The sequence below is a fragment of the Spongiactinospora rosea genome (assembly GCF_003315795.1).
GTDB classification, from domain to species: domain Bacteria; phylum Actinomycetota; class Actinomycetes; order Streptosporangiales; family Streptosporangiaceae; genus Spongiactinospora; species Spongiactinospora rosea.
In genome coordinates this window covers 14,036-31,752 of record NZ_QMEY01000010.1, presented here as the reverse complement: position 1 = coordinate 31,752, position 17,717 = coordinate 14,036, and the positions used below count along the sequence as shown (strand labels likewise).

General features: G+C 72.3%; 13 protein-coding genes and 1 pseudogene. 8 read left to right on the top strand and 6 right to left on the bottom strand.

From position 1 onward, the window contains the following. Window positions 1-120 precede the first annotated feature (120 nt). Both DP939_RS49335 and DP939_RS47055 read left to right on the top strand, forming a co-directional pair. Window positions 121-339: pseudogene (locus DP939_RS49335) on the top strand (amidohydrolase family protein); the annotation flags it as partial. Between the two features lie 59 nt (window positions 340-398). After that, window positions 399-542 carry an amidohydrolase family protein gene (locus tag DP939_RS47055; protein ID WP_199565354.1) on the top strand — a complete coding sequence of 48 codons (144 nt, stop codon included), beginning with the start codon at window positions 399-401 and terminating at the stop codon, window positions 540-542. 3 nt (window positions 543-545) lie between these two features. Here DP939_RS47055 and DP939_RS22655 read toward each other — a convergent pair whose 3' ends face one another. Next, entirely contained in the window at window positions 546-1,433 is an 888-nt protein-coding gene (locus tag DP939_RS22655) for a GntR family transcriptional regulator (protein ID WP_113982774.1), read from the bottom strand. Between the two features lie 90 nt (window positions 1,434-1,523). On the opposite strand from DP939_RS22655, the gene DP939_RS22650 reads away from it, so the two are divergent. Further along, complete coding sequence (locus tag DP939_RS22650) at window positions 1,524-2,648, top strand: FAD-dependent monooxygenase (protein ID WP_113982773.1); 1,125 nt, start codon at window positions 1,524-1,526, stop codon at window positions 2,646-2,648. A gap of 271 nt (window positions 2,649-2,919) precedes the next feature. Here the strand turns inward: DP939_RS22650 and DP939_RS22645 are convergent, their stop codons facing one another. Then, on the bottom strand, window positions 2,920-5,535 hold the full coding sequence (locus DP939_RS22645; RefSeq protein ID WP_113982772.1) for a terpene synthase family protein: 2,616 nt from the start codon (window positions 5,533-5,535) through the stop codon (window positions 2,920-2,922). 876 nt (window positions 5,536-6,411) lie between these two features. Between DP939_RS22645 and DP939_RS22640 the strand changes: the two genes are divergently transcribed. The 5 genes from DP939_RS22640 (at window position 6,412) to DP939_RS22620 (ending at window position 13,003) form a co-directional block, all read left to right on the top strand. Then, a complete protein-coding gene (locus DP939_RS22640; RefSeq protein WP_113982771.1) occupies window positions 6,412-7,632 on the top strand; it encodes a PucR family transcriptional regulator in 1,221 nt (406 codons plus the stop codon). A gap of 327 nt (window positions 7,633-7,959) precedes the next feature. Next, window positions 7,960-10,107 carry a cytochrome P450 gene (locus DP939_RS48780; protein WP_113982770.1) on the top strand — a complete coding sequence of 716 codons (2,148 nt, stop codon included), beginning with the start codon at window positions 7,960-7,962 and terminating at the stop codon, window positions 10,105-10,107. An 84-nt stretch (window positions 10,108-10,191) separates the two neighbouring features. Further along, on the top strand, window positions 10,192-11,166 hold the full coding sequence (locus tag DP939_RS22630; RefSeq protein WP_113982769.1) for an AraC family transcriptional regulator: 975 nt from the start codon (window positions 10,192-10,194) through the stop codon (window positions 11,164-11,166). A gap of 134 nt (window positions 11,167-11,300) precedes the next feature. Next, complete coding sequence (locus DP939_RS22625) at window positions 11,301-12,524, top strand: styrene monooxygenase/indole monooxygenase family protein (RefSeq protein WP_113982768.1); 1,224 nt, start codon at window positions 11,301-11,303, stop codon at window positions 12,522-12,524. Then, window positions 12,521-13,003, top strand: a complete 483-nt coding sequence (locus tag DP939_RS22620; RefSeq protein WP_113982767.1) for a flavin reductase family protein — start codon at window positions 12,521-12,523, stop codon at window positions 13,001-13,003. The genes DP939_RS22625 and DP939_RS22620 overlap by 4 nt, the downstream gene beginning before the upstream one ends. A 4-nt stretch (window positions 13,004-13,007) precedes the next feature. On the opposite strand, the gene DP939_RS22615 is transcribed toward DP939_RS22620, so the two are convergent. From DP939_RS22615 to DP939_RS22600, 4 genes are all read right to left on the bottom strand, one after another. Beyond that, window positions 13,008-13,643, bottom strand: a complete 636-nt coding sequence (locus DP939_RS22615; protein ID WP_199565353.1) for a LysE family translocator — start codon at window positions 13,641-13,643, stop codon at window positions 13,008-13,010. Window positions 13,644-13,688: 45 nt separating this feature from the next. Beyond that, complete coding sequence (locus DP939_RS22610) at window positions 13,689-14,402, bottom strand: response regulator transcription factor (protein ID WP_113982766.1); 714 nt, start codon at window positions 14,400-14,402, stop codon at window positions 13,689-13,691. Between the two features lie 793 nt (window positions 14,403-15,195). Further along, window positions 15,196-16,398 carry an acyl-CoA dehydrogenase family protein gene (locus DP939_RS22605; RefSeq protein ID WP_113982765.1) on the bottom strand — a complete coding sequence of 401 codons (1,203 nt, stop codon included), beginning with the start codon at window positions 16,396-16,398 and terminating at the stop codon, window positions 15,196-15,198. Window positions 16,399-16,416: 18 nt separating this feature from the next. After that, the gene (locus DP939_RS22600) at window positions 16,417-17,586 is read right to left on the bottom strand and encodes an acyl-CoA dehydrogenase family protein (protein WP_158578655.1); all 1,170 of its coding nucleotides are present in this window, start codon (window positions 17,584-17,586) and stop codon (window positions 16,417-16,419) included. Window positions 17,587-17,717 lie beyond the last annotated feature (131 nt).

Here is a 17,717-nt window from a genome sequence, read left to right as displayed (position 1 = left end):
TTTCCCGGCAAAGCCTACAGTCCAACGGCCCACTGATATATCAGTTGTGTGTGAGAAGTATGTAACTTGTCCGGGACGTGACTGGTGCCGACCCTGTCGGCCGGGTACTTCCTGGTCCGGATGGCCGACGAGGGCATGCGGATCAGCCCGAACGCCCTCGCCAAGGCCCGCAAGCTGACCGACGTCCACCGCGAGTCGGTGGCCAGGGCGTACGCGGCGGGCGTGAAGATCGCGATGGGCACCGACAGCGGCGTCACCCCGCACGGCGAGAACCTGACCGAACTCCACCTGATGGCCCAGGCCGGAATGAGCCCGGCGGACGTACTGGTCGCCGCGACCTCCTCGTCCGCCGAGCCGCTCGGCGTGGCCGACGACCTGGGCACGATCGCCGCGGGCAAGTGGAGGCCGAGCTGGGCAGCCTCGAACCGGGCAAACTGGCCGACCTGGTCATCCTCGATCGCGACGTGCTGTGCGTGCCCGCCGACGAGGTGGCGGACACGAAGGTACGCCACACCCTGGTCGGCGGTGCGATCCGGCACTGACGCTCACGGGACGCGCAGGCCGGAGAGGAGCGCGGACAGCCCGGCCTCGAAGAGGCGGTCGAGGTCGAAGTCGTACCCCTCCGGGCCGAGACCCGTGATCATCTTGGTGAACAGCGGGTACCGGCCGGAGGCCATGAACGCGCTCATCTCCGTCCCGTGGACGTCCAGCCACTGCTCGCTGGACAGCCCGGTGGCCGACAGCATCTGCGCCTCCCGCTCGATGTGCACGGCCAGGCCCTGGACGTACGCGTAGATCAGGATCTCTATGGTGAGCGTGGTCCGGGGATCGAGGCCGTCGAGCGCGCGCAGCATGTGCTCGCTGTGCCCGAGCAGGCCGGGCAGCGGCAGCGGGCGGCCGAGCGGGGTGAGGTTGGACAGCCAGGGGTGCCGCCGGTAGATCCGCCACAGCGTCCGGGCGACCGCCGCCAGCCGCTCCCGCCTGTCCAGGGCCTCGGGCGGATGGCGTTCCTCGCCGTAGGCGAGGTCGGCCATGAGCCGGATCAGCTCGTCCCTGCCGCGCACCTGCCGGTGGACGGCCGCCGCCGCGACGCCGAGCCGCGCCGCCACCGCCCGGACGGTCACCGCGCCCAGCCCTTCGGCGTCGGCGATGGCGATCCCCTCCCGCACGATCGCCTCCCGGGTCAGCTCCACCGGCCTTGCGCGCCGCCGGGGACGGCTCAGCGCGACCGCCACCACCGTCCCGGACCGGGGGCGGGCCGTGAGCAGGCCCTCTTCCTTCAGTACGCCGAGCGCCCGCGCCGCGGTGGCCGTCGCCACCGTGAACTCCCTGGACAGAGCGCGGGTCGAGGGCGCCTTGTCGCCGGGGGCCAGCTCGCCCTCCCGGATGCGCCGGCGCAGCTCGGCCGCGATCCGCAAGTACGGTGAATCCATCCAGCTGTCCTAGCACAGTTTTACTCGGGAGCGGCGAGACTGTGTTAGCACAGTTGGACGCTTGGGGGCGGCCGGGGATACCAAGGATCCATGACCTCCGTACTGATCTCAGGGGCGAGCGTCGGCGGACCCGCGCTCGCCTACTTCCTCCGCCGCCAGGGCTTCTCCGTCACCGTCGTCGAACGCGCCCCCGCGCCCCGCCCCGGCGGCCAGGCGATCGACGTGCGCGGCGCCGCGCTCACGGTCGCCGAACGCCTGGGCGTACTGGCCGAACTCCGGAGCCTGCGCACCCACATGAAGGGCACCTCCATGCTGGACGGCGACGGCAACGAGCTGTGGCGGTCCACGGAGGTCGCGCTGTCCAGCGGCCGGGTCGGCGGCGACGACATCGAGGTGCTGCGCGAAGACCTCACCGGTCTGTTGCATGAACGGACGCGGCAGGACGTCGAGTACGTCTTCGGCGACTCGATCACCGCGCTGACCCAGGACGGGCACGGCGTCCACGTCACCTTCGAGCGCTCCGCTCCGCGCGCGTTCGACCTGGTGGTGGGCGCGGACGGGCTGCACTCCAACGTGCGCCGGCTGGCCTTCGGGCCGGAGCGGGAGTACGTCCGCCACCTCGGGACCTACCTGTCGATCTTCTCCACGGACAACTACCTGGGCCTGGCGGACTGGCAGACCTGGTTCAACGACGGGCGGGCGGGCGGCGCGGTCTACCCGGTGCGCGGCAACACCGAACTGCGCATCAACCTGGGCTTCCAGAGCGAGCAGCCGATCGAGTACGACCACCGCGACGTCCAGGCCCAGAAGCGGCTCATCGCCGACCACTGCGCCCACGTGCGCTGGGAGGTCCCGCGCCTGCTCACGGCCATGTGGGCGGCCCCGGACTTCTACTTCGACTCGATGGCGCAGGTCCACATGGACCGGTGGTCGGCGGGCCGCGTCACCCTGCTCGGCGACGCGGGCTACTGCCCGTCGCCGCTCTCCGGCCAGGGCACCAGCCTGGCCCTGGTCGGCGCGTACGTCCTGGCCGCCGAACTCTCCACAGCCCCGAACCCGGAGGCCGCCTTCGCGGCGTACGAGGCCCGGATGCGCCCCTTCGTCACCCTCAACCAGGCGTTGATCGAGCAGAACCGCGAGGCCATGGATCACGAACCCACCGAGGAGCATGGACTCGACCACGCCAAGAACGCCATCCGGCTTCCCGCCCTCTGACGTGATCGTCCTGGGCCGACCGGCACCGGACGGCTCATGGCGGGCCGGGAAACTCGACGGCTGAAGTCGGCAGGGCTTCCGGTGCTGATCGCGCCGATCGGGACCACCGGCGTGGTGAAAGAGGCGTACGAGGTCTCGCCGGATGTCGCGGCGGGGCTCGGCAGGGCTCGGCGGGGCTCGGCAGGCTCGCCGCCGAGGTCGGGGGCGGAGCGCACCCCGTTTTGAGGGTCGCGCTCGACAACGGCTTCATCCTCAACAGGATGGCGCCGGACTACTTCGAGGCGGCGTAGTCCTTTCCCGCGACCACCGGCATCCCGCTCCCTGTGGACGGGAAGGGCGAAGGGCCGGGGTCGTGGTGCCACCACCAGGCGATGGACGGGATGGGGGGTGGCACGGTGGAGTCGTCGCGGGGGGTGAGGCGACGGCCGCCCGGCTCGAAGGCCAGGGAGCCGCCCTGGCCGTCGAGATAGAGGTAGCGGTCGCTGGTGAACGCCCAGTCGAGCGATCCGCCGATGTAGTGCTCCAGCCCCGACAGGTAGTGGGTCAGATCGGGGCGGCGCAGCCGAAGCCGGTCGCGCAGCCGGATGAACAGGGTGGTCGTCCGGTCCATGAGCGCCATCATCCGCTCGACGCCCTCGGTGTCGCCGCAGCCGGTCTCCTGGCGGATCGCGTCGAGCAGGTTGAACCCGTCAGGGGTCCGCTCCCGCTCCTTGGCGATGGAGATGATGCCGTTGTTCCAGGTGGCGATGGTGCCCGCGAGCTCGGTCACCGCCTGCGCGGCGCGATCGTGCAGCAGAGTGGGTGGGGGCGCGCCGCCGCAGTTGAGCGACCCGGCCAGGCCGGCCAGGGCCAGCGCTCCGCCGGAGCGGAGGCTGACCAGGGCGAAGGCGTCCAGCCCGGGACGCTCCTTCCTGGCCACGAAGGACGCTCTGGCCGCCTCCACCTCGAAGTAGCCGCGCATCGCCTCGATGAACCGGTCGCTCTCGGCCGGTGAGGCCGCCTTCCACAGCCGGGTCCGCAGGTCGCGCAGGCTCATGCCGTACCGGTCGTCGTCGTAGACCGCGTCCTCGACGACATCGCCGCAACGGTGAATGCGGCCCATCGCCTCGGCCAGCTCGCCCGGCCGGTCGCTCAGCGGGCCCTCGTCGCAGTACTCGTCGTCGAAGGCGTAGATCCACATCGTCAGGTCGGCGAGGATCTGCCGCAGGTCGGCACGGGCCCGGGGGGCGACCCGGGCGGCGAAGTGTCCCACGCCGACCCGGGCCAGGCGGTCGCGCTCCGCGTCGCCCGCGCCCAGGCCGTAGTGCCGCATCCAGGCGATCGTCCGGCGGTCCAGCTCCTCGCCGTCGGCGTGCGCGGCGGACGGGAACGGGCAGTAGAAGTCGGGCAGCCGCCGCCCACCGCCACCGGAATCGGAATCGGAATCACCGGGGACGTCGGCGGCGATGGCGTTGAAGGCGTTGAGGGTGTGGACGGCCGCCAGGGCCGGATAGTCGTACGGGTGGGGGCGCGGCCCCGCCTGGTCGGGGATCGAGGGGAAGCCTCCATCGGGCCGCTGCCGCAGCCGCAGCCAGCCCTCCCCCCGGCGCACCGCCGACGACGAGGGGCCATGGCGGGCGAGCGCGGTCAGCGCCTGGGCGGTGGACAGGACGTCACTGGCGTCGCCTGGCCGCCTCCCCCATCCGCCGTCGTCATTCTGGGTCTTCCGCAGGCGGCGCAGGCTCGCGTCCGCCGCCTGCCCGGCCCGATCGCCCGCGACCTCCCGGGGCACCCGGTGCAGCGCGTCGAGGACGTGGCAGATGACGCTGGACTCGCTGAGCGTCCAGCTCTGCTCGTAGGTGCCGTCGTCGCGGCCCTGGCCCAGCAGGTACTCGACCGCCGCGCCGAGCAGATCGGCGTGCCGGTCCCAGCCCTCGCTCAGCGCCACGACCGCACCGGCGGTCATGTCGGGCTCGGACGGGTGCCCGGCCAGGTACGTCGGGAACCCGCCGTCGGGGCCCGCCATACCGGCCAGGTAGCGCTCGGCCGCCGCGATCACCGCCTGGTAGCGGCCGGGATCGACCGCGCGCAGGAACTCCACGCACCGGGAGGTGTCGTCCACGTCGGTCTGAAGGGCCTCGGTGCAGTAGCCCCACGCCCCGTCGGGCAGTTGCGCGCCCGCGATCCAGTCGGCCATCCGGGCCACCACCTCGGGCCGCTCGCCACAGCCCGCCAGCGCGATCCCGGCCATCGCGGTGAGGTAGACGTCCTGGGAGCCGACGAACGGGACCCCGCCATCGGGCCGCCGGGTGCCGGACACGGCCGCGAGCCCGGTGCCGAGCAGCGCCCCCTTGGGCTGGAAGGTGCGCAGCGCGTGCAGGGCGATCAGGTGGGCCAGCACATTGCCCTGCCAGGGCCGCCCCAGCAACGTGCCGGTCGCCAGGCGGCCCACTAGGAACGCCTGATCCTCGAGGTCGGACCGACCGCGTGCGTGGGCGCCGAGGATGTTGTTGGCGCACAGGATCAGCTCGGTCCACTGGGCCTGCCCGGCGTAGCGGACGGCCGGCAGATCGGCCATGGGCACCAGGCCGAACAGCGCGAACACGGTGGCGAGGAGAATCTGTTTGCGCTCGCCCGTACTGTGCGAGAAGGCGGCGCGGAACCGCTCCGCCCGCGCGGGGTCGGGATGCCCCAACGCGGCGGCCCGAATGATCGCGCTCCCCTCGTCCATGGGCTCGGCCGCTTCCAGGTATTCGCTCAACGCCCGCTGCTCGGCGGGGCCGGTGTCCTCGTCCTGCAACAGCCGCAGAAACAGCGCGGACTCCAGAATGCGGCTCTCACAAAGGTCGAGCAACCGCCCATCGGGCCCCACCCGCTCGACCAGGTAGCCGATCAGCCGCTGCCGCACCTCACCGGACGGGGTATCGGCGGACGACTCCCCATCACCGGATGCCGGGGAACCGGGCCAAGTCGCTCCCTGCGCCGGAGCGTCGGGCCTGGTACCGGCAGCATCGCCTGTTGCCGGGGGACCGGGCGGGGCGGTGCCGGGTGATGCATCGGCGGGGGGCGCGAGGGCAGACCCCAGATCGCCGCGCACCAGGGCACCTGGCCATGCCGGGAGACCGGGCCTGATCCCAGCGGGGCCCGGGACGGTGGCCCCCGCATCGCCGGGCGGCGGGGGGCCGGGCGGGGCGGCATCGGGTGCCACGGCGGCGGGCGAGGTAGCGGACCACAGATCACGGAGTGCCGGAGAGCCGGGCCGGGTGCCGGCGAGGGACGACACGTCGGCGAGGTGGGCCGCGGACGTGCCCAGACCCGTGGGACGGCCGGAAAACGCGGGCAGGCCCGAGGACACACGCCGATCCGGACCGGGACGATCGTTCAACTCTGCCTCCGGATGTCAGCCGACCACCAAGCTGTGACCAAGTCACTACAAAGAGTAGCATTGCCCGGCAGCCTTCGCGATCAGCCGGGCACCGATGAATACGCCGAGCTTCGCGCCCGCTCTCACCCCTCGGGGAAGCCCCAGGCGACCCGCGACAGCCTCGCGGCCGACACGTCCGGCACCACCGCGCCGACCCGGCCCGGTACCGACGTGTCGCCGCGGCTGACGTCGGCCATCACCGCCGCCAGGGCGTCGATCAGCGCGTCCAGGTCGAGTAGGGAATTGGGGGCACACCCAGGGTGGCCGATCGGCCCGGCCGCCGGACAGGGACGAACATCGGAAGAACGGTCCGGGCGCGTTGCTACGATCGTCGGAAGTACGGGAGCCCGGCGGTCGGTGATGAGCGAGATCCAGCAGGTCGTGGACCGGCTCGCGCGTGCCATCGGGCGGGCCGTCTCGATCGACGACGAACGGCTGCGCCTGCAGTACCACAGCCCGCACCAAGGGTCGCTGGACCAGGCCCGGATCGCGTCCATTCTGCACCGGTCCGTCCCGGCCGAGGTGGTCGAGTACGTCCGCTCGCTGGGGCTGCACAACGCCACGGGCGCGGTGCGGGTGCCCGCCAAGCCCGAGTTCGGGGCGCATGGGCGGATCTGCGTCCCGATCCGGCACCTCAGCGCCATGCGGGGCTACCTGTGGATCATCGACAGGGACGGCTCGATCACCCCGGACGAGCTGGCGCAGGCCACGGGCGCGGCCGAGCGCATCGCGCTGCTGCTGCACCGCGAACAGGTCGCCCAGGAGGGCGAACGCACCCGCGAACGCGAGTTGCTGCGCGACCTGTTCGCCGCCGATCAAGAGTCTCGTGAGAGTGCCGCCGCCCGGCTCGCCGTACGAGGTGGTCAGTGGTGGACCGTCCTGGTCGCCCGGCCGGCCGCGCCCGCCGTACCGCTGACCGGCCTGACCTCCGCGTTCGACGCCGAGCTTGTGGCACTGCGCAACCGTCCGGGCCTCGCCGGGGCGCTGCACCTGGTTCACGCCGACCATGTCGTGCTGGTCGTGGTCCGGCCCGTGAAGCCGCCCGGCGACGACGTACGTGCCATGGCCGCGGCCTTCCGGGACGCCGTACGCTCGGCGTACCAGCGCGGCACGAACCGCGCGGACGGCGGCGAGCCGATCATCGTCGGGGCGGGCGACCCGCACGAGCGCGGCGTGGACGCCCTGGCCTCCTACGAGCAGGCCCTGATGGCGTGCCGGGTGGCCGAGGCCGACGCGGAGGTGGGCGACACCGCCGTATGGGACGAATGCGGCATCTACCGCACCCTGCTCGGCATCGAGCCCGCCGCCCTGCGCCCCGAACGGCTCGACCCGGCGGTCCGGCGCCTGCTGGCGCACGACGCCGACGGCGTGCTCGCCGCGACCGTGGAGCGGTACCTGGACTCGGGAGCCCGGATCAAGGCCACCGCCGAACGGCTCAACCTGCACCGGACCACGCTGTACTACCGGATCCACCGGACCGAGGAGATCACCGGCCTGGACCTGCCCAACGCCACAGACCGGCTCCTCCTCCACCTCAACCTGAAGCTGGCCCGCCTGCTCACCCACGACCCCCGCCGCTGACACGGCACAACTCCACCAGACCAAGAAGACCACCAGCCCGGACCTCGCCGCCCTCACAGACCGGCTCGTCCTCCGCCTCTCCCGCCTCCTCGCACACGCCCCCACCGCTGACAACGGCACGACCTGCACCGAGCCAACAAGATCACCGGCCTGGACCTGCCCAACGCCACAGACCGGCTCGTCCTGCACCTCAACCTGAGACCGGCCCGCCTGCTCGGTCACTGATTCCGACGATCGTCGCAATGGCCACCGCCGACTTCCGATGATGGCTTCTTCCCCCGCCGCACCTCCGCCGCCCACCCTGAGGGGACCACTCCAGGAGGATGTATGCCGGCCGAAGTCGTGGTCCACTTGGACGAACTCGACGTCGATCCCTACCCCACCTACGCGCGGCTGCGCAGGACCGCGCCGGTGGCGTGGGTCCCGTCCATGCACACGTACTTCGTCACGCGCTGGGCCGACGTACGCCGGGTGGCCCGCGATGCGGAGGTGTTCAGCGCGGAGGTCCACGACTCGCCGCTGAGCCGGGCCATCGGCCCGAACCTGTTGCACTCCGACGACCCCCGGCACGCCGAGCAGCGTGCACCGCTCACCCGGGCGCTGCGGCCGTCCGCGGTCGCGGCGGCGATGGCCGCGATCGTGGACGCCGCCGTGGCGGACCTGCTGGCCGACGTACTGCCGCGCGGGCGGGCGGACCTGATCACCGACTTCGCCGAGAACCTGTCGCTGCGGGTGTTGCGCGAGGTCAGCGGCCTGCCGCCGGTCGCGCCCGCCATTCTGCGGCGGTGGGTGGACACGATCGGGCGGGCCGCCGCCAACTACGAGCGCGACCCGGCCAAGGACGCCGACGTCGAGCGGACCAACGCCGAGATCGACGAGACGCTGGCCGGGCTCATCGCGCGCGGCGCGCCGGACGGTTCGATCATCGCCGCCATCGCGGGGGGACGCCGGAGCCTGCCGGACCAGGAGTTCGCCCGGCTCTGTTCCACCGTGAAGCTGCTGATCATCGGCGGGATCCAGGAACCGAGGGACCTGTTCGGCACCGCGCTGCACGCGTACCTGACCCGGCCGGACGTACGCGCCGCCGTCGACCGCGACCCACAGGGCGCGGTGCCGCGCCTGGTAGAGGAGTCGCTGCGCTGGGGCTCGCCGGTCGGCACGGTGACCCGCCAGGTGGTACGCCCGGTCGAGCTGAGCGGCACCCGGCTCGACCCGGGCGTCACCGTGGCGGCCGTACTGGCCTCCGCGAACCGGGACGAATCACGCTGGACGGCACCCGACGACTTCGACATCGACCGCGAGGACCTGCGGCACATGGCGTTCGCGGCGGGGGTGCACGCGTGCGTCGGCGCGGCGCTGGCCCGCACCGAGGTGCGCGCGGCGCTGACGGCCGTCATCGAGCGGTGCGACGACCTGCGGCTGACCGCCGAGCCCGCCGTGCGCGGCTGGGAGTTCCGCGGCCCCACCGATCTACACGTCGCGTGGCGGCCCAGGAAGGCCCGCAGGCCCGCGCCCCGCCCCCAGGAGGCCGGTCCGCTCCGCCTGGTCGTCAAGGACGTCGCGGCGGAGGCCCGGGGGATCATCGGCGTCCGGCTCGGCGCGGCGGACGGTACGCCGCTACCTGCCTGGTCGCCCGGCGACCACCTCCAGCTCGAACTCCCCGACGGGCGGTACCGGTCCTACTCGCTGTGCGGCCCGCCGGACTCGGGTGACTGGTACATCGCGATCCAGCGCGAGGACGACGGGCGCGGCGGTTCCCGCTGGCTGCACGACAACCTCGCCCCCGGCCTGGCGATCGGCTGCGTCCGTCCGCGTGGCAACTTCCCGTTCGTGCCCGCACCGGCCACGCTGTTCATCGCGGGCGGCATCGGGATCACGCCGATCCTGCCCATGGTCGAGCGCGCCGAACGCGAGCGGCTGGACTGGCGGCTGCTCTACGTGGCCGAGGACGTCACACGGATGCCGTTCCTGACCCGGCTGCCCCCGCCCGGGGACGGGCGGGTCACGCTCTGGCCGACCGCCTCGCGCGGCCGTCCGGACCTCGGCGAATGGATCGGCCGGGTGCCGCCCGGCGGCCACGTCTACTGCTGCGGCCCGGCAGGGATGCTCGACCAGGCCGGTGAGCACGCCGGGCGGCGGCCCGGCGTACGGCTGCACACCGAGCGCTTCGCCGCGCACGCCGACGCCACGCTCGACCCCGCCAAGGAACGCGCCTTCGACATCCGGCTGACGCGCATGCGCCGTACCATCCGCGTGGACGCCGGCGAGACCGCCCTGGCCGCCCTGGAACGGGCCGGTGTGCTGATCCCCTCGACCTGCCGCGAGGGCACCTGCGGCTCGTGCGAGACTGCCGTGCTCGCCGGCCGCCCCGACCACCGGGACGTCGTGCTGTCCCCCAAGGAGCGCGCGGCCGGACGGACGATGATGCCGTGCGTCAGCCGGGCCCTCGACGACATCATCCACCTCGACCTGTGATCCACCCGAACACGTCTTTTTACCTGGAACGTTTGACCGTCTCCCGCGATTATCCGGCGACAGGTTCGTCGAAGCGGGGGATGGATGGACGTGCTGCTCGGCAACAGGCCGGTCTTCGCCAGCAGCGACCTCGACGAGGTGCGGGACGAAGTGAGCCGGATCTTCTGCCCGCACCGGCTGGACCTGGCCGGGGCGGCGTCGTTGCTGTCGGCGCGGTTCAACTCGGTGGGGCTCGGCTCGGTACGGGTCAGTTACCTCGACTACGGGGCCGACGTCCGCATCGAGCCGGGTGACCTGGAGACGTTCTTCCTGGTCATGATGCCGCTGGCCGGGCGGAGCCTGATCCGCGGGGGCGACCAGGAGATCGTCTCGACGTCCGCGCTCGCCTCCCTGCCCTCCCCCACCCGGCACCTGGACATGCGGTGGACCGCGGGCACGCCGCAGTTGATCGTCAAGTTCGAGCGTACGGCGATCGAGTGCGCGCTGGAGCAGTTGCTCGGCGAACCGCTCGACCGGCCGATCGTCTTCGACCTGGGGGTGGACCTCACCGCGGGCTGGGCTCGCGCCTGGCGCGGGATGGTCGACCTGATCGTCAGGGAGGCCGAGCACGACGACGGGCTGACCGCGCAGCCGCTGGCCATCACGCACCTGGAGAGCGCGCTGGTCACCTCGCTGCTCACGATGCAGCCCTCCAACTACCGGGAACGGCTGACGGCCCCCCGCCCCCCGGCGCTGCCCAAGGTGGTGCGGCGGGCGCTTGAGTTCATCGAGGAGCACGCGCACCTGCCGATCACCACCGAGGACGTCGCGCGGGCCGTGGCGGTCAGTGGCCGTTCGCTCCAGGAGGGCTTCCGCGCCCACCTGGGCCGCACGCCGACGGCCCAGCTGCGCGAGGTACGGCTGGCCAAGGCGCACGAGGAGCTGTCCGCCGGGGACCCGTCCCGCTGCACGGTCACGACCGTCGCCGCCCGCTGGGGGTTCCTGCACCAGGGGCGGTTCGCCGCGCAGTACCGCCAGAGGTACGGCAGGCACCCGTCGGAGACCCTGCGCCGCGGCTGAACGCGGCCCCGCTTCGAAGCCCGCGCCGGATGGATGAGATCCGCGCTCAGTGGATGGATCACCCGGGCCCCGCCTCCGTACCTTTTGAGTGTCACCCCAGACCACCCCAGACCACCTCGGAAGGGACACCCCCCATGCGCGAAATCCTCGTCGTCGGAGCCGGTCAGGCCGGGCTGCACCTGGCCATCGGCCTGCTCCAGAACGGCTACGACGTCACCGTGGTCTCCAACCGCACCCCCGAGTCGATCCGCGACGGCCGGGTGATGTCCGGACAGTGCATGTTCGGCACCGCGCGGGCGCATGAACGGGCGCTCGGCCTGGACCTCTGGGCGGACGTCTGCCCGCCCGTCGAGGGCATCGAGCTGTCGGTGCCCGCCCCGGGCGGCGGCAAGGCGCTCGGCTGGTCGGCCCGGCTGCACGCGCCGGCCGCCGCGGTGGACCAGCGGATCAAGATGCCGGTCTGGCTGGCGGAGTTCGAGCGGCTGGGCGGCAAGCTGGTCATCCACGATGTCACCCCCGCCGACCTGGAGGAGTACGCGGCCCGCTATGACCTGGTGCTGGTCGCGGCCGGGAAGGGCGAGATCGCCTCGCTGTTCGAGCGGGACGCGGCCCGCTCGGTGCACGACGCCCCGCAGCGGGCGCTGGCGGTCACCTACGTCCACGGCCTCGCCCCGCGGCCGGAGCACTCGGCGGTGTGCTTCAACCTGCTGCCGGGCGTCGGCGAGTACTTCGTCTTCCCCGCCCTGACGCACACCGGCCCGTGCGAGATCATGGTGTTCGAGGGCCTGCCGGGCGGGCCGATGGACTGCTGGGGCGACGTACGCGGCCCCGCCGAGCACCTGGCGCGCAGCTGCGAGCTCCTGGCGACGTTCTTCCCCTGGGAGGCCGAGCGCTGCGCGGGCATCGAGCTGACCGACGCCAACGCGGTGCTGACCGGGCGGTTCGCCCCCACCGTGCGCCACCCGGTGGCCGTACTGCCGTCCGGCGCGCCGGTGCTCGGCGTCGCCGACGTCGTGGTGCTGAACGACCCGATCACCGGGCAGGGCAGCAACAACGCCGCCAAGTGCGCCGCGGTCTACCTCCAGGCCATCCTGGAGCGCGACGGCCTGCCGTTCGACGCGGAGTGGATGGGCCGGACCTTCGAGCGGTTCTGGTCGCAGGCCCAGCACGCCACCCGCTGGACCAACGCGCTGCTCGCGCCCGCCCAGCCGCACCACCTGGAACTGCTGGGGACGGCCGGGCAGGTGCCGCAGATCGCCTCCCGCTTCGTCAACGGCTTCGACGACCCCACCGACTTCAGCGAGTGGTTCCTGGACGCCGACAAGGCCCGGGCCTACCTCGACCAGGTCGCGGCATGAGATCGCTGCGCGCGGCGCTCGGGCAGTTCGCCACCGGGGTGGCGGTCATCACCACCGTGACCCCGGACGGCGAGCGCGCGGGCGTGACGGTGAACTCCTTCTCATCGGTCTCGCTGGACCCGCCGCTGGTGCTGTGGTGCCTGTCGGACCGCGCGCCGAGCGCGCCGGTCTTCCTGCGGGCCGGGCGGTTCGTGGTGAACGTCCTGGCGGCGGGCCAGGACGAGCTGTCCACGCGGTTCGCGACGCCCGCCCCGGACAAGTTCGCCGGGGTGGACGTGTTCACCACCGCCACGGGCCTGCCGGTGCTCGCCGGGACGCTGGCCACGTTCGTCTGCCGTACCTCGGACGTGTACGCCGGGGGCGACCACCACATCTTCCTCGGCGCGGTGGAGCACTTCGAGCGTTCGGCGGGCGAACCGCTGATCTTCCACTCCGGCCGGTACCGCACGGTCGCCGCCGCGCAGCCCGCCCTGGCGTGAGCCGTCAGGTACGGCTGACGGCGACCCCGACGCCGAGCGCCACCAGGGCGGTACCCGTCACCGCGTCCATGCCCCGACGTACCGCCCGGCGGGTGAACAACCGCCGCAACGCCCCCACGACATTCGCCACCAGGACGAACCACACCAGACACACCCCGGCCGCGATAGCGCTGAGCAGCAACGTCGCCCCGACGGCCGGGGCGTCCCCCAGGAACTGCGGCATCAGCGCCACGTAGAAGACGATCACCTTGGGGTTGAGCAGGTTGGTCAGCAGCCCCCGCCGAAAGCCCACCCAGGCCGAGGCGGCCGGCCCGTCGATCTCGGCGAGCACCCCGGCCCCGCCCCCGCCCTTGATCGCCGACCGCAGCGCCCGCGCCCCCAGCCAGATCAGGTACGCCGCCCCCACCATTTTGATCACCATGAACACCGCCGCCGACGCCGCGATCAGCGCCGCCGCCCCGGTGGCCGCCACACACGCCCACAGGAACACCCCCGCGCCGATCCCCAGCGCGGTCGCCATCCCGCCCCGCCTGCCGAGCAACGCCGACTGACGGACCACGATGGTGAAGTCCAGCCCGGGATTCATCGCCCCGAGCAACACGATCCCGGTGAAAGCCACGATCTGCACTGATGACGGCACAGCCGATCTCCTTCCTGACGATTCAGGTGATCCAGGCCGGAAAACCTACTCCTCGTCGCCGTCTCCGGCGCGGGCGCCCACCGGCTGGGGCACCCTGGGGTAGGCGAGGCCGATCCGGTAGCCGACCCCCCGGACGGTGACGATCCAGGTGGGGGAGCCGAGTTTGGCCCGCAGGCTGCTGACGTGGGTGTCGATGGTACGGCTGGTCTGCGCCCAGTTGTCGCCCCAGATCTTGGCCATCAGCTCCTTGCGGGAGACGACCGTCTCGGGGTTGGCGGCCAGCGTGTAGAGCAGTTCGAACTCCTTGGAGGTCACATCGACCACCTGGTCCCGCAGGCGGACCTCGCGCGCCGGGCCGTCGATGCGCAGCGTGCAGAGCGCGATCACCTGCGGGCCGGCCGCCAGGCCGTTGGCCCGGCGCATCACCGCCTCGATCCTGGCCATGAGTTCGCGCTCGCCACAGGACTGGACCACGCAGTCGTCGGCCCCCGACTTCAGGGCGAGCACGCGTTCGACCGCGCTGTCCTGCTCGCTGAGGCAGATGATCGGGGTCGGGCTCGCGGCCCTGATGGACCGGCAGACCTCCAGCCCGTCGATGTCCGGGAGTCCGAGATTCAGCAGAATGAAATCGGCGCCATGGTACTTCCGCAGGGCCTCTTGGCCGCGCCGTACGGTCGAGACGGTGTAACCCTGCCGGCGGGCCGCGCCGACCAGCCGTTCGGCCACGATTTCGGACGGTTCGACTATCAGGATCTCCATGATGGCTTTGGCTCCTCACCCGATGACGGGCGCCAGCACCCGCCACCCCGCATTCGAGTTAATGCCGGTCGTCCGGTGCAGGATCCGGCGGATCCACAGCGATTGATCAGGAGCCGGGCGAAGACCTCCGGTGAACTCCGGGGCCTTTCCCGCAATGTCGAGGGCCTGTGGCGGCCCTGGGTAACAGCTCGCCCGGCACGGTGGGGACCAGAGGTACCGGCCGCGGACGCGGCGCTCCCGGTGTACTACTGGTGATGATCCCTGCGTGCTCGCGCGCCTCCCGCATGCCGCACCTCTCGGCATGCCAGTCGAACTCCATCAGACGCACCGGCAGGCTCACAGATTTCCTCCGTGGGGGAAGTTCCGGCTCCGCCCACTTGAGCGTGGACCGGAGCGCGACAGCACGCGGTGAATCGGCCGTCACCAGGACCGAATATACCTGCCGGAAGGTATATTGCAATGCCCTGTGAACCGCTCTCTCACTGCCATCATGGCCGCGCGTCAAGCGCGCGAATTGACCGGATGAGCGGAATCTAGAGCCGCCGCTCCTTTTCCGGCCCGCGGGGCATTTCCGCAGTTCAAAACAGGCGAACGCGGTTCAGGTTCGCACGCCGGCGGCGAGGATTTCCGGGCCGGGCCTTCGCGGCACGCGGAGATGATTCACAGATCGTGCAACAAAAGCCGATTGAACGCGCAGATGACGTCATCCGCATCCGGCCCCGGGCACGCCGACACGGGCCCGGCGAGACCTTCGCACGGGCCCGTGTCGTCGATCACACGGATCAGACGTCCATCACGAGACCACCGGTACGGGCCACAGGCCGTCCAGGCCCACCGGGTCCTGGCCCATGCCGGTGGGCTTCACCCAGTCGAACGGCCGGTAGACCGCGGGCCCCAGGCCCAGCCCCTCGGCGACGACCTCGCGCAGCCGGTTGGAGGTGAAGCCGCCGATGACGTTCATCTGGGCGTCCCGGTAGTGGCGTTCCACCTCGTGCCCCTGGGTCACGCCGGCCGCGCCGTGGATCTGCACGGCCCGGGTCGCGACCTCGACGGCCATCTCGGTGGCGTAGATCTTGAGCATGGCGATCAGCTCGCGGGCCGACCGCCCGGCCACGCGTTCGCACACCGCCTGGCGGGCCAGCAGCCGGGCCGCGTCGATCTGCGTGCGCGAGTCGGCGAGCTGGGCCTGCACGCCCTCCATGTGCGCCAGCGGGCGGCCGAAGGAGACCCGCTCGCGGGCGTGCCGCACCGAGGCGGCCAGCGCCGACTCGGCCGTGGCGATGGCGGCGATGGAGACCAGCAGCCAGCCCCACGCCATGCCCTCCGACAGCACTTCCAGAGTCACCGGGACCACGTTGTCCGAAGGGATGTAGGCGTCGGAGAAGACGATGCCGCCCCAGGGCATGCCGCGCAGCCCCATGTGCGGGATCTCGTAGCGGCGTACGCCGTCCTGCCGCAGGTCGACGAAGGCCAGGCACCATTCGGGTCCGTCGTCGCCCGGCGGGCGTTCCCGGCGGGCGAGCGTGACGGCCAGGTCGGCGCAGGGCGCGTTGGTGATCCGGGACTTCTCGCCCCTGATCACGTAGCCGCCCTCCGCGTCCCCGACCGGGCGGACCATGGTCCGGTAGGTGCTGGAGTCGCTGCCCGCGGACGGTTCGACGATGGCGAAGCAGGCCAGCCGCTCGCCGGACAGCAGGCCCTCAAGCAGGTCGCCGTGCTTGGCCGGGTCGCCGTAGCCGGTGATCAGCTTGCCGCACAGCAGCGCGGAGACGGTCGCCGCCCAGTACGTGCCCGGGCAGGCCCGGGCCAGCGCCTCCATGGCCTCGGCCTGGGTGGTCCCGTCGGCCCCGGTGCCACCCTGCTCCGGCGGGTAGAACAGCCGCGCGTACCCGCTGTCGGCGATCTCCTGCCAGTTCGGCGGCGGCACCCGGCCGGTCGCGTCGGTCTCGGCGGCACGGGCCGCGATGCCGGGAAAGTTCGGTAGTGCGTCGGTCATGGTGGTGTACTCCCGCGTTCAGCCGAGTCCGAGCAGGGAAGCCGCGATCACCGGGCGGAGCACTTCGGTGCCGCCGCCGGTTTCGGCGAAGAACAGCGCGTCGCGGTGGGCCCGTTCGATCAGGTGGTCGCCGGTGAAGGCGAGCGGGCCGGAGAGCCGGGCCATGCCCTCGGTGACCGCCAGGGCGGCCTCCGCGGCGAACAGCCGGGCGATGGCCGCGTCCTGGTGGGAGGGCCTGCCGTCGGTGTCGAAGCGGCGGGCGGCCCGGTACAGCAGCCCGCCGGCCAGTTCGCACCGGGTGGCCAGGTCGGCCAGGGTGAACCGGGCGGACTGGGCGTGCGCGACGGGCCGGCCGAAGCGGTTGGCCTGGTGGGCGCCGTTGACGGCGTCCCTGGTCAGGGCACGCATGATGCCGAGCCAGGGCGCGCTGGTGAAGACCCAGTCCAAGGTGGCCAGCAGCGGTTCGACCTCGGTGGCCGCGCCGAGCGGGGTGCCCAGTACGGCCTCGTCGGGCACCCGGCAGCCGTCCAGGACGATCCGCCCCCACGCGCAGGTGCGCATCGCCGCCGGGGCAGCCTCGGTGATCAGCAGCCCCGGGGTGGTCCGGTCCACGACGAAGGCGGTACGCCCGCCGCCGTGGTGCGCCGCCACGACCAGGAAGTGGTTGGCGATCGGCGCGTTCACGACCAGGTCGAGTTCGCCGCTGAGCACCCAGCCGCCCAGCCCGGCCATGGCGGGCCGGGCGGTGACGGTGGAGTCCAGCGCGGCGCCCTGCGTCTGGCGCAGGGACAGCCCGGCCGGCCATTCGCCGGAGGCCGTCCGGGGCAGGTAGCGGGCCCGCTGCCCGAGGGTGCCGAAGGCGCGCAGCGGTACGGTGGCGAGCACCGCGTGGACGCCGACCGCCAGGGCGAGGCCCGGGTCGCGGGCCCCTTCGCCCAGCCCTTCCAGCAGCGCGAAGGTCTGGACGGCGGACAGTTCGGCGCCGCCGAGAGATCGTGGCACCAGCGGCCCGGTGAGGCATCCGGCCCCGGCGCGGGCCAGTTCGGTCAGCAGTTCGGGGTCCCAGCGGCGGTCGCGGTCGCGGTCGGCGGCGGTCGGCCCCGCCACGCGCCCCGCGAGGGCCCGTACCCGTTCGACGAGCGGCGGCTCGACGCCGCTGGTCTCGGTGGAGATGTGCGAAAGCACCATTGGATCCTTCTCCTTCTCATCGCCCGGTGATGTGCGGAGCGTTTGAAGAACCTTCGGATCGGTCGCGACGGACTTGCCCACGCTAACCGGAAAAGCCGGGCTACCAGACGACTCGCCCGGTGATTTGTCAT